Raw genomic sequence first — 26,151 nt, 5'->3', positions numbered from 1 at the left:
CGATCCTAGTTCTTCGTTGGACTAGGATCTTTTTTGTACCGGTATCGGAAGTCAATCATTTGTTTGTTATGATGAATTTAGTTAAATTCATCATACACTTTGACTTACCGGAAATTTTAACCATGATTAGACTTTTTTTATTCGCTGCATTGTTCTTATTGCAGACTACACTAAGTGTGGCTCAAAAGAACTTAAAGATAATGATCATCTTTGCGCATCCCGATGAAGGCGAGAAATATACGGGCGGTATTGCTGCTTTGTATACAAAAATGGGGCATCAAGTAAAATTTATGTCGCTAACAAACGGAGATGCGGACCATTATGCGATGAATCCAGTTGAATTAACTAAGATGCGTTATCAGGAGGCTATGGAGTCTAAACGAATATTGGCATTAGATGCTTATGAAGTACTGGATTATCATGATAAATATCTGAAAAATACAAAAGAGGCGCAGGAGAAGGTTATTAAGCGTATTCAAGATTGGCAGGCCGATGTTGTATTTACATATTATCCTGCGGAAGGAGGGCATATAGATAATATGACCGCCGGTTATATTGTTCGTGATGCAGCACCCAACCTACAGATGAAGAAAAAGCCTGTCTTTGTATATGTTCGTGACTACCACACCATCAAATTTTCATATATACCTGATTTTGCTGTTGCCATTGATCCTGTTTGGCCGGTTAAACTAGCCGCTTTAGGGGCTCATCGATCTCAGCTTGCGGATGTTATTCCCCATAGTATGGGGATTTTGGATGAAGTTAGGGCAGATCCTGAGAAACAGAAGAAAATAATCTATGACAATGCATATCCATTCAGTAATGTTACCGACATTAATCGACCAGCGCTGCTCAAGTGGTATGGAAAGGATAGTGCCGGGATAAAGTATATTGAATCCTATGAAATTGCTGAATTTGGACGTCAACTCGAGGAGAAGGAGATGCCTCTATTTTTTCCAATGCTGTCTCAAAGATGAAGATTATTGCTACTTGAAAGATGCTTTGTTTTAAGAAAGGCCATCCTTGGATGGCCTTTCTTTAGGTAAATGTATGGCTGGATTTTCCTATTTTTTACTCCATTCTTCGAGTAGTGCCTTCAATTTAGGGTCGCTTGGTCTCGGACTGTCGGCTGAGATCAGGTTGCCAGATTTGTCGATGAGGATATAACGTGGAATCGAGTTGACTTTATAGGCGTCTGATAGGGTATTTCCAGATCCTGCGTGTAATTGGATACCTTTTAAGTTTTTTTCCTTTACATAAGCCTCCCATTTGGGTTTATCTTGATCAACGGAAACTCCAACAAAAGCAACTGATTTGTTTTTGAATTCCTCGTTCAATTTTTCCCAATGTGGTTCTTCTGCACGACAGGGACCACACCAGGTTGCCCACATATCGATTAAAACAACTTTACCTTTTAGGTCCGCAAGACTAACTTTTTGACCGCTGATATTCGGATAGCTAAACTGAAATGCAGGTACACCAGTTTTTGTCTCTACAAGCTTAGCTTCAACAATCTTTGCACGTTCAATCTGCTCAGGTAAAGTAAAGTATTTTCTATAGGTATTATTCATTTCCTGAAAGTCGCTGTAAGAGCGTGCTCCTTCGAGACGTTGTAGCACATATTGTCCTTTAAGCACATCGGGACCTATCGCAGCAACCTGTTGATCAAATGTCGGTTTCGTTGCCAAGTCTAACTTCCTGTACACCATATTACTCATGAAACGATCTCCGTAGGGAAATTTAAGAAGCTCAGTTGTGAGAAAGCGATCTGCATTAAATTGCGTATAATAATCGCTCATTTCCTCTTTGCTCGGGTGTGCCGTACGGGGCATGTATAAATAGGAGATGGCATAATACGCAAAATCGTAATCTACTATTTCAGGGAAAAATTTATCGAAGTTTGTGTTTCCGGTTTTAACGACTTTTTTGATACCATCGAGTTTTCCTTTGAATTGTTCCACCTCAGGAAAGAAATCTACATAGGTACTCATACCTCCCGGTGTTGTTCCTTTATCATGGAAACTTTTTGAAAGTTTGTCCCAGTGATAAAGCGCCTCATTTTCGGGACTATTCTTGCCAATAAGTTCATATTCACTCGGTGTCAATTTTAGATTAAGTTCCTCACTGCCTTTGAAATAGAAGCGGAACAATCCCTGTTGATTTTGCGCGGTTCCGCTACCAATCGAATATAAGCCTTCATACTCTGGTGTGAAACGGAATCCAAATCGGCCAGCAGCATCCGGAATAGCTGTTGCAATTTCTTTTAGCCGTCCATTGAGTACTTTGAATAGGCCTACACGTTTTACTTTAATAGGATCTGTTGTTCCGGTAACATTGCTCGGTTGTTGTGCTAACACAACAATCGATGAAACGAATGTCGTCAATAATAAAATGGTTTTTCTGATCATGATTGAATTGGTTTAACTAAGTGTAAATGGAATAATTTTCTTGATATCTTTCGCTTGAAATAAATCTGGATTCTTTTTGTCTATGGCATCTTTCAAGGCAAGTATTTCTTTTTTTAGTGTGGAATGGTTGGAGCTAGACAGATCAGCGTTTAAGAGTGTTTGCACAGATTTTTTCGCGTTTTTAAAGTCTTTTAGATAGTAATAAAGTAAGGTCAAGCGGTAGTTGTCGATGACATCTAGTTGCCCTATACTTTGCTGTTGCTGGTATTCGGCTAATATTTTATTTAGTATTTTAGGCTCCTTTGCTTGGTCTATGATGACTTGTCCTAATGCATTGCTTCTAAGATCCCAAGTTGTGTAAAGATTGAATTGCGTGATCAATTTCAAATAGGTATCGGCATCTTTGGAGCTTGCGTAATAATTGGAGATAAACGCGGGTAAAAAGGTATCCCATAATTTGTCATTAAAAGTTGGACGAATATAAGTGAGCATACTTTCTAAGCTGTCCAGCTGTTGCGCAGAACCATATTGTTTGCTTTTCTTTGATGCCATTGCTGAAATTTTATTCCGAAGTAGATTACTACCGTACATCTTGATGAGTTGAGGTAGGTGTGTGTAAACCCAATCGTTGTATTTCGGGAATGAGGTAACGCTATTGGCTAAAAATGCTGTTTCGCTGAAAAGGTCTTTTTGTTGATCCAAATAGCCTTCTAATTCTGCAAAATCATGCTTCTCACCGGTCTTGATAAACCGCTCACTATAGGCCGCTGGATAGTTATTGTCCAGACTATTATTAAAGGCTAGAAATAATTCGGATTTGCTGCGTTGAACGGCTTCTTTTAACAAGGGGACAAATCGGTCTACCCCAAAGAACCCTGATTCGGTCAATAGCGTTTTTCCATCTGGATTTACAATAACATAAGTTGGGAAACCGGGGGCACCGTATTTTCGGGCCAGCCTTTTGCCGTCCATCTCCTTCATCACGTCGGTTTTGTAGAGAATATAATTGGCTTTGAGTTCACTGACCACAGCAGGGTCTGGGAACACTTGTTTATCCATTTCCGCACAGGGCATACATCCGACAAAGTAAAGGTCAATAAGGATAAGTTTGTTCTCTTTTTTTGCCAGCGCTTGACATTCGGCATAAGTTCCTTGAACTATTTTTTCCTGCGCATGCAACAGGCATGACAAGAGCAGACCACAACAGGTTGTGACCATATAAAAGATATTTTTTTTCATCTAATCTGTGTTTTGAGCGATTGTATATTTAGGGCCTCTCAGTTGTTAAATTGTAATCGTTTTATTGTCTGCAACTGTAATGACAATGGGCTGTTCCTTTGCTTTTAGTCTTATTTCTTCAATCAGCATCGGTTTTTTCTTCAGTTGATCTTCGGAGTAATTGTCGATCCTTTGAATTATGGTCCCTGCTTTTAAACCATCGGGATTTTCAAGAGCACCTATTATTCCTAAAGCTTTCAGTCGACCAACATTGTCCCATCCAAATTGATAGTTTTTTACCAGAAAGTCTTGCGGGGCGGTATGTAGCTTATTCGGTGAAAAATGGACCTCATTATCTGCTAAATTGATTGTGATATTGTATCTGCTGAGGAGTCGGACACCTATGGATCCGTCAAATCCTGGCTTCCATTGCTCGTTTGCGGAACTACCTCCCATTAATGTAATGGGTAAACCTTTTACGGCCGGTAGTGGTGAAATAGCAAATTGATAACTGTTACCGGAGAAGGTCGGTGAAGAGACGCCCATGCTTACGGTTGCTGCCTGAGCTTCGGGTTTAAATCCACTAACAAGTAACTTATTTTGGCGTACAAAAGGACGGAAACAGATGAGGTCATAGGATGCTCCGGTATCGAATACAAAATGTCCTGTATACGTTTTGCCTTGTATGATTTCAAGTTGGCCGGGAAGAATCATTAGTCCCGCGGGCAGTGTAATCGGAACGATAGTTCCTTTGTCTTTATATTGAAAATCTCCAAAATCATACAGCGAAATTAAGTTTTTGTCGTAATCGATGTAGGTAATAAATTGACGAATCAATGTATTACCAATGATACCATCACCTTCTTTACCCATTTCTGGGAATATCGCAATACCCTGTCCGTTTAATTTTAAAGTATCTAATAGAATGCTGTTATTGTCCGATACTTGAATTTTGGTATTGCCACCAACCACAGAAGCATTATTCTCTCTTGTGACCTTTAGGCCAATAGCATCGGCTAATTGTTGATTTACAGCCATGCCGTCTGCTCCAGTATCAAACAATAGTCGTAATGGTTTTTCGTATCCGTTGATTTTGACCTGGAGATAAATGGAGCCGTTCTTGTTTTCGAAGGGGATAATAGCACGTAATTGTGCTTTTTCCTTACGTTGCATACCATAGAGTTGGTCAAATAGGGAATGGCGTACTAACTTGCCTGATTTATCGAGAAACGCTTCTGTATTATGCTGTTTATCGGCCCCAGATGTGATGTTCAATTGCAAGGTAGTTCCCTTTGCTGTTTTCTTTTCTGTTATAACTTCAATTCTTGAAACCGGATAATTTTTTATAATCTGGTTTAAGCGAAATTTGGCACCAGCATCTGTATGTCCGGCGATAGAGAAGTTGGAGGCCAATTCTCCAGCTATGAAAGCAGTGTCTTTCTGCTGGAAAGTTTGGAAAAGGGTTTTAGTAAAGGAAGTCCCGGATTGCGCGTGACAATAGAATCCTGTCAACGCATATAATCCAAGCAAAAATGACCTTTTAATTTGTAGATATTGCATAAAATCGCTTATAATCTCTATCATGCCCCTATGCCCATCGGCTTGAAGGATGATTTAATGTGTTTAGTGTAATACAATGGTTATTGACTTATCGATCAAGCTCGTAATCCATTTCGGACTCAAGCTTGTTGAAATTCATACTATCCCCTAGATCAGTTAAGGATGGGAATAGTATGAAGAAAAATATATTTTGACTTTTAGCGTTCTCTATAAGTTAAGCTTTTGATTCGGCCAAAACCTGTATATGATTTATCCAGCACAATATTTGCATTTAGCCCTGGAACGTTATAAATGTTTAAGCTCCCTTCGGTACCATCTGCTTTGCTAGGGTTATAAAAGCCTACCATGAGTTTATTCCCACTAGTATATTTTGTGGTATTCTTGAATTCATAGAAATTCAAATAGCTGACTTTTTTATCCCCTAGGTCCACCATTAGTTTGGAAGTTTTATAGGTCATGTCGTATTCATAAATTTTACCTCCAGCACTGTAAAACAGGTATCCAAATTCAGGATTGAATGCAAAGAATTCTGCTTTATCGATGTCTGTGCCGGTAATTTCATTATAGTAAGTCTGTGCCGTGCTGACAGCGTTGAACCTTGCAAGATGTTTTTTTGACCCATTGGGTTCTTTTAGGATAGCGAAGATCTCACCACCATTGTAGGCCATCCAACGCATGTATACCATATCCAGTCCTGTTTTAAAACTAAATAACTTGAGATCCTTGTCCGGGTCGATAAGTGTAGTACAAGTTGATGCAGTAGATACATGGCGCACAAATCTTCGATTGGTCTTATCATATAATGTAACTGGATTGGAAACATCCGTATGTCGTCCACCTATGAAAGGAGCTACCTCAAAACTTTTTTCTTCAGCTGCGATGTAATTAATAGGGGATGAGTAGAATATATTCATGGCCCGATCATAAAAGTAGGCGTTTCCGCCACCTATTAAATAGGAAGATGAACCATTTCTTTGTTGGATGACGTCGGCATAAAATCCTGTTGGAATTGTGCCAATCATTTCATAAGATAGTCCCATGGTATTTGTCCATTTAAAGGTATTGGGATCTACCTTTGTTGTGCCGGTGGTCGTTCCAAAATATAACCCATAACTGATCTTGTCTGGGCCGAGTAGTAATCCTGTCGAGTAGGTGTAGGTCATAATGGGTTTGCCTGTTAATTTTAGCTCAGATCCGGTATAAGCTAAAACGTCATTGTACAGATCGAAAGTATTGTTGGCATTCAATACGAGCATATCAACTCTGGCATTCCCATTGGCCTCGTTCATCATAATCCAACCTTCATTGATTTCGTTAACCACTTTAAGTTTGAACGGACGTGTATATTTTATTCCGGTCTGTTTGTCTGTGACAGAAAAATAGGCTTGATAGGTTCCTGCAACGAGATTCATTTTAATATTCAAATCTTTTTCTTCACTTAACGCGAATATCGCCTGTCCTCCTAGACCATTGGAACCAATATAAGTCCATTGATATTGATAATTATCTTCAACAAATTTGTTGTCTTGTGAAAATCTTATTTTGGGAGTTAATAGAAGGTCTTTACCGACAAGGGCTGTTACTTCATTGGGCAGTTCTGTAATCGTATCCAATTCATTTATTTGAGAATAATTATAATTTCCAAGATCTTTTTTACAGCTTCCTAAGAATATACATGTCATCAGGAGACTAATAATTGAATATGAGATATTTCTTTTCATTTTTTTCCATTTTAAGTTAGTAGGCTATTGCGCGGCGCTTCCCATGTTCATCGGTTGGCCGTCTTCGTCTAAGATGAGGTTGCCAGCCGCTTTCTGCTCATTTAGATACCGTTGCATAAATTTACCATAAGCCAATGTTTCAGCAATTGAGATATTGGTATCCATATATTGTGGGTCGACATTAAGGACTTCAACCATTAAGTTGAGTTTTTTACGGGAAAAGGTTCCGAGATAGAAGTCCAGCCAGCGGGTTGGCTTTTTTATTATATCATTGATAAACCATCGATAATTAATAAAATTCAATCTTTGACTTGTAGTCTGGTTCGTAATTTTATACTGCATATCGACCGAAAAATTTTCATTTTCAATTAAGTCGAAGCTGAGTAGAAAATTTTGATCTTTCATGTCAGGAGTTCTCATAAATCTGAGCCATATGGTATCACGAAGTTGATTCTTATTGATCGAAAAATCTTTGTTGATGATTTCGTAGTGTTTACCCTCGATGGCAGTAGATGATGAATTTGGGACTATTTTATATGGTCGATCGTTATCTACGGTATTTCCTATTGTTGCAATGACCATATGCACAAGCGAATCGACTGTTGTCCCTTTAGTCAGGCTGAAAGAGATCACTGTAGAATCTTTAAGAACCTCTGAAGAATAGGCGAGCGGCCGTGCAGTTTCATTAAAATAAACGGTAGGTTTTCCTTCATATTTGTGGAGCTCTTTTTCACATGAAAAGAGGCAAGTAATAGTTGCGCAAGCTAGGAATAGATAGTGTATATTTTTCATGGGTAGCATTTTATTGTCTATAAATAGATTCAGAGTCTGGGAGAGGAACGTTGTAGTTTATCGTTACGTTGCCACTTGTTGCTGAGCCATTGGCCACGGAGGTTACGTTTCTTCGCTTGTAGTAATAAAAAAGCTGTCCTTCTCCGAATAAATCCTTTTGATACTCTTTTTGTAGCTCGGTCGAAATGTTTACCGTTGTTGCCAAAGGTAATAAGCCGCGGTTGGCGCGGACTATATTGAGCAGAGCTATTCCGTCGGCAGTATTGGGCTCACATTCGGCTGCGATATAATATATTTCGCTTATTTTGAGCAGAGGAATGCTGAAACGAAAAGTTTTGGTCTTGTCGACGATATCTGCGTATTTAAGAAAAGTTTTATATGGTTTTGATCCATTGGAAGGCATCTGCCAGTTTAAATTGTATCGATAATCATTTTCATTATTTTCGTATACGGTTGCTAAGCGACTTGGCGTTGGAGCCAATATTTGCCTTTCACTAATGGAAGGATCGAACCAGGTTAGATAACGATTGTATAGTTGGGAGTTCATCACGCCAAACAGCATTTCTGTTGAAAATACGCGATCGGGATTTTGTTTTTCAACTAGAGCATTGGCGGAAGTCGTCCATGGAAACTTGTCGCTTGCAGCGATCACCTCTTTAGCTGTAGTTAATGCGTTGGTTTTATCGCCACGATATAGATATACTCGTGCTTTGATGCCTTTTATGGCATAAAAATTAAACCGATAATTTCTGTTATTGCTAAGAAAGTCAACCAAGTCTTCTGGATTGGCTATATTTACACCGGTGGTGATAATAGGGTCGTTTTGAAGTAAAGTTTCAGCGATGTTTAAATCTGATATTACATTGTCCATAAACTCATTGGCAGGCAATAAAGGATTTACTTCAGTTTTACTGTTTTTATAATAAGGCAAACTTTGCTTGGTAGAATCTACCGTTGAATATCGGGGGCCATATAAACGTAATAGATCAAAATGCAGGAATGCGCGCATGGCAATTGCTTCTCCGCGATAACCATTTTCTGTGGATTGATCAAGCACGCCTTTGTATTTATCAAGGTTTTCCAAGAAGACATTAATATTCAGGATCGTTGCATATGCAGTAGACCAGATAGCTTCCATTCGGTCAACAGTTGGTTTATCTTTATATGCGTAAGTTGAAATCTTATATTGATTGTGCTCTGAACTGATATTATAGCGCTGACCAAGAATTTCGATTGTAGAAAGCGTCAGGTTATCTCCATATAATTGGCTTGCCGCAAGATCTAAATAGATGCCATTGAGCACGGATCTAATACCGTTTTTGGAGCTATATAGCTGCGATTCTGAGACTTTGTCTTCCGGTTGAACATCTAAAAATTTTTTACAGGAGAAAAACGTTACCGTTGTCAACAGAATTAGGAGTATTTTAATAGTGCGTTTCATAAGTCAATAATTAAAATGATGCTCTGAAAGAGAAGGCGAATGTTCTAGCATAAGGGTAGGATATACCGCGTTCTCTTCTGACGGTGGAAAAATAAAGGAAGTCATTGGCCATCAAGTTGACAGATAGTGATTTTAGTTTCATGCTCTGTAGCCAAGGACCTTTGTCAAAGAGATAACCGATGTTTAAGGTTTCACTGCTGAGCGTGTTTAAGGATTGGACAAATCGCGACGATATCGGTGTAGTTGTCGTTTGGGAGATTGCTTTAAATTGTGCAATATCTCCTGGTTGTTGCCATCGGTCATATAGTGCTCGTTTGTCCTGGTTATTTACAATGTTGGTGAAGTTAATATTCTCCACTTTGTCAAATAATGCTGTATTGAAGATATCGCCGCCTAATCTATAACGCAGGCCTATTCCAAATGTAAATCCTTTAATTCGAAGATTTGTAGAGATTACCCCTTCTACTTTAGGGGCTGAATTCCCGACATTAGCGACATCAGCAGCGCTATAATCAAAAGTATATTGTCCATCTTTCGTCAAAAAAACTTCTTTTCCCGTAGTTGGATCAATTCCCAAAGATTTGGTCGCCCAAATGGCCTCAGCACTATTCCCATCTATATATCTGATTAGGGATTTCGATGTTTCCTGCTGTTTGTTGAGGGTTCTCAGGATGTCGCCAAATCCGCCGTATTGGCTTTTGTAACTTGCTGCTGTGACACCAATATTCCAGGTAATACCTTTTTCAAGATTATAAACCGGATATATTGTCAGCTTAGTCTCTAATCCTTTATAAGTCAGGCTACCTATATTATAGGGATAGGAAAATACACCTGTTGAGGATGGTAAGTCTACCGGAACGATTAATGGATCTGTTTTCTTGTTATAGGCATTGATATAACCTGTAAAACGATTGTTGAATAGGCTGAAATCTAGGGAAGTGCTGATCTGTTGTGTCTTTTGGGGTTCTAAATTGGGATTCCCCAACATATTAAGTGTTACCCCCTGGCCGAATTGATTGTAATTAGCACTTGTATAGTTGTATAGCGAAATTGAGCTGATATTAGCAAAGTTCTGATTGCCTGTTATACCCACATTTCCTGTTAGTCGTAAAGAGTTTATCCAAGGCATTCTTTTGGCAAATGATTCTTTATGAATATTCCAACCTAGACCTACGGCATAATATGGAGAGAATTGCTTATTACTTCCATAAGCCGTTGATCCATCAAGTCTGTACACGATATCAAATAGGTAGCGGTTATCATAAGAATAATTTGCGCTTAGGGTTGTATTGACCGTACGATATGTGCTACTCGATGCTAGTGGAGCGCCATCGAGTAAATAACTATAGGCAAAACGTGGATTGCCCGTGTTTCCTGCAGGAAATCCTTCAGCGATAGTTTGATAGGCATCGTTTTTGTTTTCCGCGATTGTATTGCGCCAGTTGGCATTTAATTGATGCTTCTGTGCGAAGGCTTTATAAAAGGTCAACATAAAATTTCCTTGATAGGAAAAATTGTTATTTCGACTGTCCGTATATCTTCCTTTCCGTAAGGTTGGTGTTTCAAAGAAATCGCTCATCTCGGGCGATTTATAGATTTTTCCTTCTGTTGTCCCTTTTGTTATTTGTAGCGCGGCATTCGCTCTTAGATAACTGGTAATGTCATAGTTGGCATTAAAGTTATTCTGTACCTCCAAGTTTTTGGATTTATTATATTGCGGTAGCATGGCATCATATAATGGGTTGGAAATATAGAAACCGACGGAAGAGTTGGATTTTCGACTAATTTCCAAAAAGGGGTTTTCCCAATTTTTTTCATAATATGGATTTGTATTTACCCAGGTAGAAAATAAGCCGTATTGTGATTCGGTTGTCTTGTTGCCTCTGATGTAGGTAATATTGTTGATATTTACTTTGTTTTTTCGATACGTTAGGTTGATACTACCGCTATAACTATCCCTACCTGATCCAATCATCGCTCCTTTTCCTGTCCGATAGTTTAAGCCCAGGTTGTAGATAAAAGTTTCGTCGCCACCTGCGGCATTAATTGAGTTGTTAGTCGAAAAGCCATTTTGTAGCGGTTCGCTTAACCAGTAACTATTAACTCCCTTTTTTACAAATTTGAGGTGTTGATTGTACAGGCTATCGAGATAGATTTGATGTGTTGGGCTTACTGATGAGTTGTAACGTCCGGAGAGCCTCTCAAATTCCAATTTTTCAGTCGCATTCATCATATTGTATGCGGACAAATCGGGCATTTCGAATCTAAAATCTTGTGTGTACGTAAACTGTAATTCACCAGGTTTGGGTTTTACAGTCTCTATAACAACAACTCCGTTAGATGCCTGTGAACCATATAACGCTGTTGATGCAGCATCTTTCAATATGGTTACTGATGCGACGCGATTCATGTCTAGATCAACAATAGTCTGTATTGTCGTTGGAAATCCATCTAATACAAATAGTGGCTGATTGGGATCAGCCCCGAACTGGTCCGTTAGCGTGGAACTAGGGATACTACTCTTGCCGCGAACTTCGATCACCGGCATGACATTGGGATTTGATCCTGCCAAATTATTCTCAATTTGCAAAAAAGAAGGATCCAATGTCTTCAAACTTTGAATAATATTGTTGTTGCTTACTGCTTTTAATTCAGCACCAGAGAATTTTGTGGTCGTACCTGTAAAGCTGTCTTTATTTCTATTGATTCCCGTTCCTGTAACTACGACTTCTTCGATCATGTTGTCCTTCTTGCGAAGTTTGATAAACATTCCATTGATAGACAAGGTTGCTTTAATTTCCTGATTTTCGTAGCCAATGAAGGAGACAACGAGCATTTCATTTATTGAAATGATAGGTAGATGGAATACTCCATCTGTATTGGTTTTAACTGATTTCCTATCGTCATTTTTTTGGCGTATGGATGCTCCTTCAATTGGTTTTCCGTTTTCATCAAGTACCTTTCCAGTAATGTACTGTTGCCGGATTTGGCTCACATTGCTGTTATTCGAGCTCTTTTTTGGCGCTGGTTTAATCACCACCGTCATATTAACAACCTCATAATCCAAACCATTTGGTTTAAGAATGGCATCTAAAGCTTGCTGAAGGGAGCTATTTTCGAGTCTAACACCCGTATCCTTAATTTTTTCGAGAATGACGTCTTTATAGAAAAAACTATAGCCAGACTGTTTTTCCAGTTGCTGGAAAACTTGCTTGATAGACAACTGATTTGAATTGATAGAGATGCGCTGCGCATTGGTAGTTCCGTGGAGCTGCATCAGGCTGATGGTCAAAAGCGCCGAAACAAGGTGAAAACGCAGTTTGTCTTTTCGGTTAAATACGGTGGGTAATTTGCTGTCATTACTGCTCTCCACAATAGCCCGAGGCCAGGTGATGGCATCGGAGTTTGCTGGAATTTGGACATGGTTATCCCATGGGACCGAAGGTTTGGCCTTCCTGTTGTTTTGCATTAGGTTAATGTTTTATAAGTTCAGTATTAATAATTTAGTTTTTCAGTAGGATTGTTTTTTGTTGATTTTTATTCTGTACGATGTCGAAATTCAATCCAGCAGTTTGGAGGACGGTTAGGATTTCCTGCAAATTCATCTGATTATTGATTTTTCCACTGAATCGTTCGTTTATTTCCGAGTCGTCAAGACGGACGTTGAGATCGTACCATCTTGCCAACTGTTGCATGATTTCATTTGCTGTGGCATTATGGAAGGTAAAATAACCTTCACGCCAGGTTATATACTCGGCGGCATCCACATTTTTCTTACTGAGCGCAGTGCCTTTAAAATTCGCTTGCTGGTTGGGGGTCAAGAGTATTTTCTGCTGCTGATGTTGTACTTCAACTTTACCTTCAACAAGTGTTGTCTGCGTCGTAAGATCATTATCATAGGCATTGATATTGAAATGTGTACCCAAAACTTTGACTTGTTGATCGGTTGTTTTTACAATGAACGGTTGTTCCGGATTTTTGCTAACTTCAAAATAGGCTTCACCATGTAATTCAACTAAACGCTCTGGGCCTATGAATTTCGAGGGGTAGCTCAAGGAGCTGTTCGCATTCATCCATACTTTGGTTCCATCGGGAAGTACAATTTTAAATAGTTGTCCCCGAGGTGTTGAAAGCGTATTTTGAACGATGTGATTTGCGTTGTCATTATAGACAAGTTCTCCGTTTTTGATTTCCTGAACGCCTTCAATAGCTTGGGTAGCTTTACCTTGGTTATTGAGTATGACGACTGCTCCATCTTCAAAAGTAAGCTGTACATTTTCCTGGACGGGGCGTATCATGGCTACTTGCGCAGGAGCTATTTTATCGAACACTGCATGCTGATAGTAGAAGTAGCCCATGGCAAAACCGAGCGCAATCGTAATCGAAGCCGCTATACGAATCCCATACCTATAGCCAATTGATTTAGGTTCAGGGAATGCCATACTATGATTTAGACGTTGTAGTATACGGTGCTGACTTGCTTGAATATCGTTATCCGTGGGCATGTTGTTTGACTCGGCTTCTTCAAACCATTTTTTCAAGGTATCGTATTCGGCTTTATTCTCAAAGCCCAATAGATAGTTTTTGATTAGTTTTTGCAGCGTATTAGGTACTTTCATCTAGTTAAATCTGTTTATTCATTAGTAAGCAGTCTCTTTAAGAGATTTATGTTGCCTTCGACTGTTTCAGCTATGATTGAGTTATCAGTGATATGCATTATCCTGTATCACTTGAATACATCATGATGACTTCACAGGTCGTTTGGTTAGCCTTGTATAGATATAGTCATCGAAAAAACTGAAAGCACCTACGCTAAAATGAAAAAAAATTAAAAAAATGAGAGAAAGGTGTGGAAGTCTTTGGTAACTAGGCGTAAACGTTTGAGAGCTTTGTTTATTTGATTCTCAACGGTACTTTTTGATAGGCCGTATTCTAGGGCTATCTGGTTGATGGATTTGTGGTTGATGCGGCTTTCATTGAAAATAATTCGGCAACGTTCAGGAAGATTTTGTATTTCTTCTTGAATGAGGTCCAATAGATAGCGGTAATGTAAGCGATCTTCGATTGGCGCATCATCGAGGATGATATCTACTTTATCGATATCCACCATATGCTGTTCGCTATTTTTATTGAAGTAGGAGAAGGTGAGGTAGCGTGCGCCAGTTTTGAGGTAGGATTCGATGTTATTGATTTCTTGCAATCTACTCCGGTTTTTCCAAATACTCAGGAATAGATCATGTAGAATGTCCTCTGTTACTTCTGTATTTTTAGTTTTGGGGTAAACATATTGGTAGATTGTTTTCCAGAAATGATTGTATAGTGCATCGAATGCAGTTCGGTCGCCTTCTGCGATTTGTTTCAGCCAAAGTGCAATTGTACTATCCATCTTTTAGTTCCCCAATTATGGTACAAATGTATCTAAAAAAAAGATAGTTAAAAAAGGTTAGACAGGGAACTGCTTGGGAAGCGTTTCCGTCTAACCTTTTCTGTTGTAATCTACGGGATCAAAAAATGCATGTAAGGAAATCCCAATTATTTACCTTACCAAGTATCGTCGCAATAGTTACAATTTTGTTGGTATTCTTGTTATTTGCTATATTCCTGTTCTGTAAAAGCGGTATAAAAATAGTCGATAGAAGCTTGTACAGGTTTGTAAACAGTCCTATACTTGACCGTGCTTGGACTTGCAATATTTTTTAAACTTGCAAAATCCTCATAGGGTGTAATACGCACAGTCGTGGAATCGCCGGAATTGTTACGATAGGTAACCTCTGTAAATTGCATTGGATAAAATGTGCCCTGTCTGGGCAAATTGTTCTCTCGTGCCAATACTAGGAAATGCTCGCTGGCGTTCGCTTTGTCAAATTTTGAAAATGAACGATTTACAAGGGTACGTATATAACTCTGACCGTAAATAAACTGACTCGAGGCAACAGATCGAGAGCTATCACCTTGACTGGTAAATGAATAAACGTTTGCCGTATATGTTGCTTCCGAAAGTGCATCTAAGGTGATAAGTTTGATTTTACCATGTTCGCTGCCTTCTATCGGATAATTTTTTACTTCTGCCGTAGGCGAGAGACTGCTCCTTAGATAGACTCTAACACTATTCACTTTGGGGTCTGTCGTTACCTTAAAACGTAGTATCCCTCGTTGGTTACCGGGGATAATAGATAGCGAATCTACGCGACCCGGATAGTAAATTTCCCCATTTTTTAGGTATTCCCCATAATAATAGTCTGATGGCTTGCAACTGTAGGTTAAAAGGACAGTGCCCAATACGATCAGCATATAATTCAATATCTTTTTCATAATTTATCAGTCTACGTATTTTCCATATAATTTCAACTCCGATATCGCAACTGTGAGGGCATTACCTAGAGGTTGTTCTCTAACGCCGTTCCATGTACAGTTTACTTTTATGCGGAAATATTTGAATCCGCTCGGGTTGTCCCAGTTTACTTCAAAATCTTCTCCCTTACGTGCATAATCTTGATCCTCACTATTTGCGTTAGTGCCAAAGGCTAGGCCGGATGGACGGACGCCTTCAAATGTTCCGAGTAATGTCCAAGAATCCCATGAACCATCTTGTGCAGGTGAATTACTGCCATAAAGTTCGAATTCTTTTGGGTGTGTAGCTTGAAACAATAGTCCATAATTGTCGTTTCGACCCCAAAGTTTGACCCGACTTACCTGTGCCTTTTTACGCGCATCCAACGTGAATTGGAATGGGATCGGAGCAGCCTTACCCCACCACTGCTTGTTTGTGATATAATATGGTGATCCTTCAATCCCATCAAATAGTGATACCTGCATTTCGGCACTTCCGCTTTGTGCATTGTAATTGCTGATGTAATCACCATTTCTATTCATATCGCTATAGGCCGTGATGCCATTATAGATCAGTAAATTGTTGATTTCATATTCTTCTTGTGGTGTTAAATTGCGACGAATGGTGTCTGATACGTTACCCCATTGATCGCGTATTACAATACCGTAGGTTGTTGCGATCGGTTGTTCTCCACGAACCCGAATAACACCTTCTTTGGATTTTGTATAGGTCTCGTTCAGGACATTCCAGCCGATCTCTTTGGTGGTCGGATTTTCACCATATTTGAATACGCTTAAAATGATATTTGCAGCATCTTTATTTTCAAATTTGAGGTTTACCCCACCAAATGTACTATAGAAAAAATCGTTAGATTTAAACGATTCGGCTAAGATGATATAATTGGGCTTTCCTGTCTTGATTTTAATGGTAACAGGATCGGATTCCACGTCACCAACTGAGACAGCAACAAGTTTAACTTCATGTTCACCTATCGCAGCATATCCTTGCACAGCAAGTTGGTTATCGTATATGCTGGCCTTGGTGACCATTTCTTTTCCATTTTCTAATGTATAGGTTGCCTTGACATAGCGCAAGTCTGCTGAAGTAGGTAAATCGTAGCTGATCTTTGCTCCGCCAGGAGCTTCTTCATAGGCAAGGTTCTTTAAGGTATTCGGTTTTTCTCCTTGTCTTGCTGCGGTAATGCCTATGTCTTCCTTGCAACTTGTCCATAGTAATGGAGCCATCAAAAGGATTGCTAGCATGATTGGAGCGGTTTTATTTATTAAATTTTTCATTATGCGATATTTGTAATTTAAATTACCATCCTGCACTTTGGACAAGATTTGGGTTACGTCTTCTTTCATTTAAGCTCAATGGCCAAAAGTAATCCCGATCCATAAATGACCGTGTATATAATAGTGTTGTCCGATAGTAAGAGCCTTCGGATGATTGATTGATATCCCATCCTAAAATTGGATTGTTTAGTTCTTTGACGGCATCTTTCCAACGGCGAAGATCCCAAAAGCGTACACCTTCCAAAGCAAACTCATTGGTACGTTCACGTTTGATAATTTCACGCAGTCCATCTTTGGTCGCAGGTTTATTTGGCGCAGAAGAGTAGTTTTGCCATGATTCAACGACACCTTTAAGGCCACTGCGCGTTCGGATAGCATCAATGTAGGAATAAGCCTCTGCTGAGGGTCCATTTGCTTCGTTTAATGCTTCTGCATAGTAAAGGTAAAGATTGGCTAAACGCATGATCGGATGGCCAAATACTCGCGCAGTATATGCATTACTTGCGCCAACTGTACTTCGATAATTATAATGTTTTTTTGAGGCATATCCTGTCCAATTGAATCGTGTGGGGTCCACTTTTCCCGAAGATCCCGAATATTTGAGATCAATATTGTAGGCATTTGCATCCGAACCGGCTTGCAACATAAATACACGTCCGGCATCAAACATTAAGGTGCCATAAAATCTATTTTCCCGATTTAGATTCATCCGGGCGGTTTGTTTCCCGGCGACCAAATCGTATTTATAAGCATCTGTGTTGGGAACTGTAATCAAATCGAATCTCGATGTATATGGATAAGTAATATCCTCCTCAATAGGGACGCCATTGTTTGAATAAAATTTTTCAACAATATTTATTGTTGCAGACATAAAGCCCAACAAGGTTCCCGATGTTGCATTGGCGGTATAGCGAGGTAGCATAAAATAACCTTGAATGGTTCCATTAGCGGTTGATTTTGTATCTAGCCATAATACTTCAGGGTTGTCGGTATTTTCGTTATATGCTTCTCGAATATTCATTTGAAACTGTGTACTCGCTTGAGGCGTGAATCCTCCAGTGGGCGTCCAGGTATGCAATTTCTTACCATGTTCAGTAGCAAAATCGATGGCTTCTTTACAAGCTTTTGCTGCCAATTGCCATTTTTCAGCTGAATAGGTATGATTAAATAACTCTTTCCCATCGCTGTTTTTAATAGAAGCTTCCGTACCAACATTTCCATTGAAAAGAGGACTGGCGGCATAAACCAATATCTCAGCCTTCATTGCTTTGGCGACGATTTTTGTAATGCGTCCTGTTTCACTGTTCACCGCAGTCACGTCATCCATTAAATTGGGGATGGATTCATCAATCATACCGATAACATAGTTGAAGCATTCATCTACACTATTTCGAGGCAACTGAGAAGATCCCGGGCTATCATAGATAGGGATATTCTTGTCTCGGATAGGTACTGGACCGTACTGTTTCATTAGGAGAAAGTGATAGTAGGCTTTCAAAAATTTGACTTCTGAGATCCACATCTGTTTCTCTTCGTCTGTCATATCCGGTACCGACATAATATTGTCGAGAAATGTATTGCAGTTTGTGATACCCACCCAAAGATTTGTTGCTCCATTGTTCCCATCCCAAGCATTTAATAGGGGGTTGTCGCCATTTTGGTTACCCAAAGCGATTCTCCAATTGAAGTACCCCGAATAGGTCGATTCGGAGTTTAACCAAAATTCATCTCCAGAGAGCCAGCCTGGGTTATTGGTCATCGAAAAGCTTTGTGGTAATTGACTATAGCAAGTCACTAAATAACGCTCGGCCATTGTACGCATTGCAAATGCTTGGTCGAGTACAGGTGCATTATCTGGAACAACATCCAGAAACTTATTACAGGAGGTCGAAAGACCTACGAACAACCCTAACGCGATTATACTTTTCTTAAATCTCATTTTCATAGTTTCTTATAAATTAGCATTGATACCAATGTTAAATACCCTTTGCAGCGGATAGTTTAGCGCATTACCACCCATTTCAGGATCCCATAATTTGAAAGAGCTAAATCGCAATAGATTTGTTGCACTGGCATAAATACGTAGGTTTTTGAATTTGTATCGTTGCGTTAGTTTTTTGTTGAATGTGTAGCCTAATTCGACTTGTTTTAACCGAAGCAGACTGCCATTACGCATCCAAAAAGTACTTTGAACCGTATTGTTGGCCATTGGCATTACGCTTAAACGAGGCCATGCTGCATAGATATTTTTATTGTCTTCGGACCAATAGTTATTTGCCCATTCTTGGAAGACAGCGTTGGGTGATGTTTCAACACCGAATGGAGCAATTCCTCGACTCAATGGACTGCTCGTATTATTCGTTGTTGGATTAATAAATAACGATGTTCTTCCAACTCCGCTAAAAAAGAACGAGCAGTCGAAACCTTTATAGCCAGTGCTTAAACCAAATCCATAATTTATTTCTGGAGTCGTAGGATAGCCAATTGGCATGCGGTCGTCGTCATTGATTAAACCATCTCGGTTAACGTCCAAGTATTTGATATCTCCACCACGGACTGTTGATCCGAATTCTTGGGCAGGACTATTATAGACTTCGTTGTCATCAATAAACAAGCGCTCCGCTATATAACCGAACTGATTGCTGACGGAAGTTCCTTGACGTTGACGGTACTCGTTTTTATACGCTGGCTCTTCGAAAAATGCATATTCCCCAGTTGCAAAAGTGAATGTTCCTCTACCTTGGAACCATAAATCACTGTTAACAGACTTATTGTAGACCAATTCTCCGTCAAATCCCTTACTCTTATATTTTCCGACATTGGCAAAAACAGAGGCGGTTAGACCATTGATTGAGGATAATGAACGTGCTTGAACGATATTGTCGCGTTCTTGCTGATAAAAATCACCTGTGAATGTTAATGCGCCTTTAAATAAGCTTAAGTCAATTCCTAAATTGGTTTGTTTGGAAATTTCCCATCTAATGTCGGGGTTGGCATACCGATTGACCACAATACCATTGACGGTTCTACGCCCTGACTCGGCAGGTAATCCAAAGGAATAACCATAGTCTGTGCTATTAAGATTGACATCCGAAAGATAGAAGAATCGAGTATCAAGTATCTGGTCATTCCCGAGAACACCACGAGTGAAGCGGAATTTTAAATTACTTACGACGTCCTTAATTGGTTCGAAAAACTGCTCATTGGAGACATTCCATGCTAAACCGAAGGAAGGGAAAAATCCCCAACGAAATTTGTCCGAAAACTTCTCCGAGCCATTATATCCAAAAGCAAATTGAGCGTGATAACGATTATCATAACCATAGGTGAAACTACCTGATAAGGACACATTTCTGTTGGGAAGCGTATTGATTAGGGAAATGTTATTGTCGACGGGTGTTTTGACATTATCCCGAATGGTGTTGATCAACATTCCAAATACATTATGTTTCTCATTAAAGGTCCGTTGATAGGAGAGCTGATTCTCCATATAGAAAACAGCAGATTGGGTTCTTTCTCCAGGAACAAAGTCGAGATATTCTGTTCCTGTTTCAGGATTGATCTCGCGAAAGAGCAAAGAGTTGTTTTTTGGATCGGTTCCTATTGGTTCATAATAAAACGGGTTGTACTGGCGTGATTGGGCAAAATAAGAATTTCTACTTAGGTTAAAGAGTCCTCTATAATTAAGACCTTCCAAAAGAATTGTTGAAAAATCTTGTTTTAATTCCAATTGTACCTGAATATCACTTCGCTTTCTTTCCGAGTATCCGCGCATAATCTGTGCGTAAGGGTTGGCATACTGTCCCTTATCGGCATTTCCGAAGAGTGGATGCTGAATATAGGACTGACTAGGACCAGCTTGATATACAGGGAGAAATAAAACAGGATTTGCACGAAGTGCAAGATTATAGGCCTCTGCTCCATTTGTCGGTGGACCACTGTAGTTTTGCAGATTGGCCACGGTGCGAACCATAGCGAATGTTGATTTGGTTAGGTTGATACCAATATTGCTCCGCAGGTTCATAACCTTGAAATTAACGTTATTGTTAAAGTTGTTCAAGGCATCCATTTTAAGTAGACCATTATCATTGGTAAAATTTCCACTCACGTTATAAGTAGCAATTTGTCCACCGCCAGATACACTTAAGTTGTAGTTTTGGGTTGTTGTGGTTTTCTTAGTGAGGGCATTCAGCCAATCTACTGCTGGGTAGGTGATAGGATCATCTCCAGCAGCGGTGCGTTCAATTTTATATTGCCCATAAGGTTCTACCCCCAAGGGGTCACGTGTTGTAACAGCCTCATTGTACATTTTCATCCAAGTGACAGGATCAGCAAATTTCAACGTTTGGGTAGGTGTTGATATTCGTTGTTCGGCTCTAAAGCTGATCGTTGCAGGTCCGTCACGTCCTACCTTTGTTGTCACGAGGACAACTCCGTTTGCTCCACGAGAGCCATACACGGCTGATGCGGTGGCATCACGTAATATCGAAAAGTTTTCGATGTCATCAACTGGAATACGTGCCAAATCATCCGCTGTTACCTCCATATTGTCAACAAGGATTAACGGCTTGTTATTTGTTCCAAAAGTACCTACACCTCTAATAAAGAAATCGGCATTATCACCTCCCGGCTCTCCGCTACGTTGAAATGAAACGACACCGGCAACTTTGCCTTGTAATGCTGCCGTAAGATTGCTTACCGGTGCACGTAATTCTTTGGGGCTAAGTGATGAAACGGAACCAATAAGGTCGCTCTTCTTGGAGCGTTGACCAAATGCTGTAACAACGACTTCGTCAATAGAACTTGATGCAGATTCTTTTAATATGATGTCAAATTTTGATTTTCCGTTAATAGCAACTTCCTGTGGGTCATATCCAACCATTGTGAAAATCAGGGTCGCATTAGCGGGTACTTTTAGTACAAAAGCTCCATTGATATCTGTTGCTGTACCAAGGCCTGATTTCCCTTTGATACTTACACTTACACCGGTAAGTTTTCTGCCTAAGGTGTCACTGACAGAACCTGTTACTTGAGTTTCTTGCTGTAGGTCTAAACTCTTATTGATTATTGGTTTGCTAATAATCTTGTTAAGGTCATCTCTCAGCGGTTCATTTTTTTTCTTAATGACAATTGTTTTGTCAAAGAAATCGTAAGTAAAATCTGCATTCCCCAATACAATTTTTAAAACCTGTGAAAATGGCTGGTTTTTTACATCGATAGAGATGTCTTTATTGGCAGATATTTCATTCTTTTTATAGAAGAAAGTATATCCACTTTGTTTCTCAAGATCTTTTAAAATAACTTGAAGACTTGCATTATGCTTTTTAAGCGTAATTTGCTGTGCATAGGTATGAGCATCCACTTGGGATAGTCCTATGCCGATCAATAAAGTGATTAAGTTGACCCTCATAAGAGATCTAGGTAATGGTCGCGCAAAAAAAGGTATTTGTTTTTCACGTTTAAGGCTTTTATTAGGCGTCATGCGATCGCCCAACAAACCTTCATGAAAATCCCTCTCCTTCTTCATGAACGGAGTTATTGAAAATTTCATTAAATTCGTTTGGTTTTAATGTATTAATAATTGAGATGTTATACGATGCTTTAATACCAATTACTACTACGGATTCTGCGCCAACAGGGTCCGTTTTTTATTGGTATATCAATAAGGATTTATGGTGGCAGTTTTGTGCTTTTCATAATTTTAGCAATTGGTTATGTAATGATTAATTTAATTCGGCTATTGTCACCCACCAAAGCTTTTGTATTGATATCTGCAAAATTGAGCAGCTCAATCAATTTGTTTAAACTTAGATTGCGGGGAATTGTGCCCGTGTATTGTTCTTTGCTTTTACTTCGTCTGTAGATAATGTCAATATTATACCAGCGGGCAATTTGTTGCATTACCTCTTCCGTGTTATTACCATTGAAATAAAACTGACCTTTTTTCCAACTTAATACTTCTTCAAGATCTATGTGGCGGGAATTTAGTGTGCCATGTTGCAGAGTAGCCTGCTCATTTGGTTTTAGGTAAAGATTGGATTGAGGTACATCTTGTGCTGAGACTACCACAGACCCTTCCTCTAGGGTTGTTTGTGTTCTATCTGTTTCAGGGTATGCGTTGACATTAAAGCGGGTTCCAAGAACTTCAATTTTCTGACCACGTGTTTTAACGATAAATTTGCTTTTATTGGTTGTTTTCTGTACATGAAAGTAGGCTTCACCCTGTAATTCAACTTCTCTGTTTCCATTATCAAAGGAGGTTGGGTAAGAGATTTTCGAATCAGCATTTAGTGTCACTAATGTGCCATCTGATAAGGTTAGGTCATAGGTGGCACCCTTCGGCGTATACATGCTATTTTTTTGTATACTTATTTGTCCTGTTTTAACATCATGATAGCTGATTTGTCCCTTACCATCCTTTTTTATAATGACATCGCCTGTTTGTATGCTTTGATTGAGCGAAAGATGTTCAAGATCTATTCGTTTACCATTTCCCAAGATAATGATTGCTCTTTCTTTACCGGGCGGGATTGATGCCAATTGCGCTGTGGTCGCTAAGATCTCGGACTTTGGCCAGAATTGTAAGGTCGAAAAACCTATCAGCAGTATACTTGCGGCGATTGCTATATACCTGACTGTACGAAACTGTATAATCTTTCTTGTCGGATTTTGTATTTCCTTGATAAGGCTCTTTTTTGTATTATTTTGAATATCCGCAAATTCAGTCTCAGAAATGCCATTTTCGGACTGTTTTTCAAACCAGTCGAGTAGTTCTTTTCTATCTTGAACAGTATCCTTCCTGTTCAAGAAGACGGAAATCAGCTTGTATATTTCGTTCATTTGATTCATAACAGGTTCCATTGGAATGGTCAGTTACTATACAAGTGTGTAAAATAAGGTGGAACCTCTAGTCGAAAATGAAAAAAAAAGTATTTTTTTTAAAATGGGTAAAATATCTATGAAAATGCCTGTTAAAAAGGGGCGGGTGTTGACTAGAAAAACAGTGTAAAATGAAATAAATGGCTTGTCGCTGCTCGAAGATGTTTGATTGCTTTATTAATGTGTTTTTCGACGGTAGACTCGCTGATATTAAGCTGTTGGGCAATAGCTTTGTTGCTCATGTAGAAGTCACGGCTCAATTTAAATACTTCTCGGCACTTTTCGGGAAGGTTCTCGACTTCTTTGGCGACAATATCGATGATATAACGATAATAGAGTTTATCTTCTATTGCAACGGTTTCATCTTCCAGTTCGAGCTCCTCAAATTCGAGAGATGATACCTTTAATTTTAAATTCTTACGATAATGAGCAAGGATGAGGTATCTACAGGAGCTAAATAGATAGGCCGGGAGAGATTCTATTTGTTCAATCATTTCCCGATTTTTCCATACTGACATAAAAAGGTCGTGCAGTATATCTTCAGCGACTTCGCTGCTTGAAACTTTTTTTGCAATAAAAGCAATTAAATCGGGCGTAAATAGATCATATAATATAACAAATGCTCGCTGGTCCCCTTGACGTATAAGAGGGAGAAGTTCGTGATATTGATATGATTTTTGATTTTTCATGGGTGTACTCGGACAGTAAACTTAGCGAAAAAAATATGATTTCTTGTTACAGGAAAGATAATCTCTATTTTTTAGCGTTCTTACTACATTGCTATATTTTCAGTGACTTTAATCGTTTTTTGGGGAATAATACGCAGTTAGCTACTCTCCAAACCTTAGTTTTATTTTTTGTGCGTGTTTACACTTGTTAATGGGAAAATACCACTTTCGACATGCGCTTTTTCAATCAGTTGACGTAATTCTTTTACTTTCGTTGGATTTTCCTGGGCAATATTGTGTTGTTCTTTTGGATCTTGTTTGAGATTATATAGCTCGGCTGTAGGTTGACTACTTGTAACTTTTTGTAAGATAAGTTTCCAATCTCCTTGACGCAGGGCCTGACGTCCCCCATCTTCATGAAATTCCCAATACAGGTATTGGTGCTGTTTTTGTTGCTTGTTTTTACCTAGCAGCGTTGGTAAAAATGAAATTCCGTCTGTATAATGCGGTTTTTTTGTCCCGGCAAGCTCGACCATCGTAGGCATAATATCCCAAAAAGCGCCCAGGTAGTTTGAGGTTTTTCCTTCCGCAACTTTACCATGCCAATAAACAATGAAAGGGGTCTTGATGCCACCTTCATAGAGGTCGCGTTTGTTGCCGCGTAACCCGCCAGAGCTATTGAAAAAATTGGGATCGGCTCCGCCTTCTTTGTGCGATCCGTTGTCGCTCGTGAAAATGATAATTGTATTATCCAATAGCTTGTTTTCGCGTAAGCGATCAACAATTTGACCGACATAAGCATCCATACGGCTTACCATACTCGCATACATGGCATGCGGTTTTTCTACCGAAGCGTAACCGGGAACAGTCGCTTGTGGGCCATAGTCATTTCCTTTATGTGTTTTTTCATCAAACCTGTCTGCATATAACTGATAATATTTGTCATCCGGACCTGATAATTCGGCGTGAGGAAGAACTGTAGGTACATAAAGGAAAAAAGGTTTTTCTTTATTTTCATCAATAAATTTCAAGATCTTTTCTTGGATTAATGCTGGTGCATACTGTCCTTGGGCCATTAAACCATTGCCGTGGAGTTCTATCCTTTCGTTATTATGCCAGAGGTGAGTTGGGTAGTAGCGATGGGATTGACGTTGGCAGTTATAGCCATAGAATTCATCGAATCCTTTTTGATCAGGAGCACCTGTTGTATGGACCATGCCAAGTCCCCATTTTCCAAACGCACCGGTTGTATATCCTGCTTGTTGTAGAAGCATAGCAAAAGTTTGTACAGAGTCGGCTAGAGGTTGTTGTCCTTCGGGCTCAATTTCTTTGTTACCGCGTATATAGGTATGGCCGGTGTGCTGTCCTGTCATTAACGATGACCGCGACGGAGCGCATACAGATGTACCAGCGTAAAAGTTATCAAATTTCATTCCTTTAGCAGCCAATGAATCAATATGCCTCGTTTCAATTTTTTGCTGACCATATACCCCAAGGTCTCCATAACCAAGATCATCCGCCATAATAAGTATGATATTGGGTCTTTTGTCTTTCTCTTGCGCTACAACCATGGCTGTTAACATCATCAGAAAAGATAACATAAAAGGTGTTTTCATTTGCATCTAGTTCATTCGTCAAATCAAATCTCTTTGTTGGTTAGGATAAGCCACTCATTTAGATAATGGTCATCTTAATCTTTATAAGAAATTCTGATGGTTATCAATAATGGTTTGTATTCCTTTTTTATACATCTATTTGTAATAGACATTTGCTATTCATAAAGAATGAAGTTTAAATCTAGGCAAAAATATCTTTTAGGCCATATCGGTCTTCATTCA

The 26,151-nt window shown here is 39.3% G+C and carries 17 protein-coding genes; 1 reads left to right on the top strand and 16 read right to left on the bottom strand.

Annotation, left to right across the window (positions count from 1 at the left end):
* Positions 1 to 122: 122 nt before the first annotated feature.
* Complete coding sequence (locus ACHWSC_RS12140) at positions 123 to 977, top strand: PIG-L deacetylase family protein (protein WP_394676933.1); 855 nt, start codon at positions 123 to 125, stop codon at positions 975 to 977.
* Between the two features lie 87 nt (positions 978 to 1,064).
* On the opposite strand, the gene ACHWSC_RS12135 is transcribed toward ACHWSC_RS12140, so the two are convergent.
* The 16 genes from ACHWSC_RS12135 to ACHWSC_RS12060 all read right to left on the bottom strand — a co-directional run bounded on the left by ACHWSC_RS12135 (position 1,065) and on the right by ACHWSC_RS12060 (position 25,929).
* On the bottom strand, positions 1,065 to 2,408 hold the full coding sequence (locus tag ACHWSC_RS12135; RefSeq protein ID WP_394676932.1) for a TlpA family protein disulfide reductase: 1,344 nt from the start codon (positions 2,406 to 2,408) through the stop codon (positions 1,065 to 1,067).
* Between the two features lie 12 nt (positions 2,409 to 2,420).
* Positions 2,421 to 3,647, bottom strand: coding sequence for a thioredoxin family protein (locus ACHWSC_RS12130; protein ID WP_394676931.1), 1,227 nt, complete (start codon positions 3,645 to 3,647; stop codon positions 2,421 to 2,423).
* Positions 3,648 to 3,692: 45 nt separating this feature from the next.
* Complete coding sequence (locus ACHWSC_RS12125) at positions 3,693 to 5,186, bottom strand: retropepsin-like aspartic protease (protein WP_394676930.1); 1,494 nt, start codon at positions 5,184 to 5,186, stop codon at positions 3,693 to 3,695.
* A 197-nt stretch (positions 5,187 to 5,383) separates the two neighbouring features.
* Positions 5,384 to 6,907: a PKD-like family lipoprotein gene (locus ACHWSC_RS12120; RefSeq protein WP_394676929.1), complete on the bottom strand. Its 1,524-nt coding sequence runs from the start codon at positions 6,905 to 6,907 to the stop codon at positions 5,384 to 5,386.
* A gap of 24 nt (positions 6,908 to 6,931) precedes the next feature.
* Entirely contained in the window at positions 6,932 to 7,699 is a 768-nt protein-coding gene (locus ACHWSC_RS12115; RefSeq protein ID WP_394676928.1) for a DUF4843 domain-containing protein, read from the bottom strand.
* Between the two features lie 10 nt (positions 7,700 to 7,709).
* Positions 7,710 to 9,140: a RagB/SusD family nutrient uptake outer membrane protein gene (locus ACHWSC_RS12110; protein WP_394676927.1), complete on the bottom strand. Its 1,431-nt coding sequence runs from the start codon at positions 9,138 to 9,140 to the stop codon at positions 7,710 to 7,712.
* Between the two features lie 10 nt (positions 9,141 to 9,150).
* Positions 9,151 to 12,609, bottom strand: coding sequence for a SusC/RagA family TonB-linked outer membrane protein (locus tag ACHWSC_RS12105; RefSeq protein WP_394676926.1), 3,459 nt, complete (start codon positions 12,607 to 12,609; stop codon positions 9,151 to 9,153).
* Between the two features lie 34 nt (positions 12,610 to 12,643).
* Complete coding sequence (locus ACHWSC_RS12100) at positions 12,644 to 13,759, bottom strand: FecR family protein (protein ID WP_394676925.1); 1,116 nt, start codon at positions 13,757 to 13,759, stop codon at positions 12,644 to 12,646.
* A 209-nt stretch (positions 13,760 to 13,968) separates the two neighbouring features.
* Positions 13,969 to 14,526 (bottom strand): RNA polymerase sigma factor, encoded by a 558-nt coding sequence (locus ACHWSC_RS12095; protein WP_394676924.1) that lies wholly within the window; start codon positions 14,524 to 14,526, stop codon positions 13,969 to 13,971.
* 200 nt (positions 14,527 to 14,726) lie between these two features.
* Positions 14,727 to 15,452, bottom strand: a complete 726-nt coding sequence (locus ACHWSC_RS12090) for a DUF4998 domain-containing protein (RefSeq protein WP_394676923.1) — start codon at positions 15,450 to 15,452, stop codon at positions 14,727 to 14,729.
* Positions 15,453 to 15,458: 6 nt separating this feature from the next.
* Positions 15,459 to 16,733 (bottom strand): DUF5000 domain-containing lipoprotein, encoded by a 1,275-nt coding sequence (locus tag ACHWSC_RS12085; RefSeq protein WP_200845686.1) that lies wholly within the window; start codon positions 16,731 to 16,733, stop codon positions 15,459 to 15,461.
* 55 nt (positions 16,734 to 16,788) lie between these two features.
* Positions 16,789 to 18,705, bottom strand: a complete 1,917-nt coding sequence (locus tag ACHWSC_RS12080; RefSeq protein ID WP_394676922.1) for a RagB/SusD family nutrient uptake outer membrane protein — start codon at positions 18,703 to 18,705, stop codon at positions 16,789 to 16,791.
* A gap of 12 nt (positions 18,706 to 18,717) precedes the next feature.
* Positions 18,718 to 22,293 (bottom strand): TonB-dependent receptor, encoded by a 3,576-nt coding sequence (locus ACHWSC_RS12075; RefSeq protein ID WP_394676921.1) that lies wholly within the window; start codon positions 22,291 to 22,293, stop codon positions 18,718 to 18,720.
* 185 nt (positions 22,294 to 22,478) lie between these two features.
* Complete coding sequence (locus ACHWSC_RS12070; RefSeq protein ID WP_394676920.1) at positions 22,479 to 23,606, bottom strand: FecR family protein; 1,128 nt, start codon at positions 23,604 to 23,606, stop codon at positions 22,479 to 22,481.
* A 152-nt stretch (positions 23,607 to 23,758) separates the two neighbouring features.
* Positions 23,759 to 24,334 (bottom strand): RNA polymerase sigma factor, encoded by a 576-nt coding sequence (locus ACHWSC_RS12065; protein ID WP_394676919.1) that lies wholly within the window; start codon positions 24,332 to 24,334, stop codon positions 23,759 to 23,761.
* 161 nt (positions 24,335 to 24,495) lie between these two features.
* Positions 24,496 to 25,929 (bottom strand): arylsulfatase, encoded by a 1,434-nt coding sequence (locus ACHWSC_RS12060; protein ID WP_394676918.1) that lies wholly within the window; start codon positions 25,927 to 25,929, stop codon positions 24,496 to 24,498.
* Positions 25,930 to 26,151: the final 222 nt, after the last annotated feature.

The sequence above is a fragment of the uncultured Sphingobacterium sp. genome, from assembly GCF_964277905.1.
GTDB lineage: Bacteria > Bacteroidota > Bacteroidia > Sphingobacteriales > Sphingobacteriaceae > Sphingobacterium > Sphingobacterium siyangense.
Note: the sequence above shows the minus strand (reverse complement) of the source record. Positions and strands in the feature narration are given on the sequence as shown.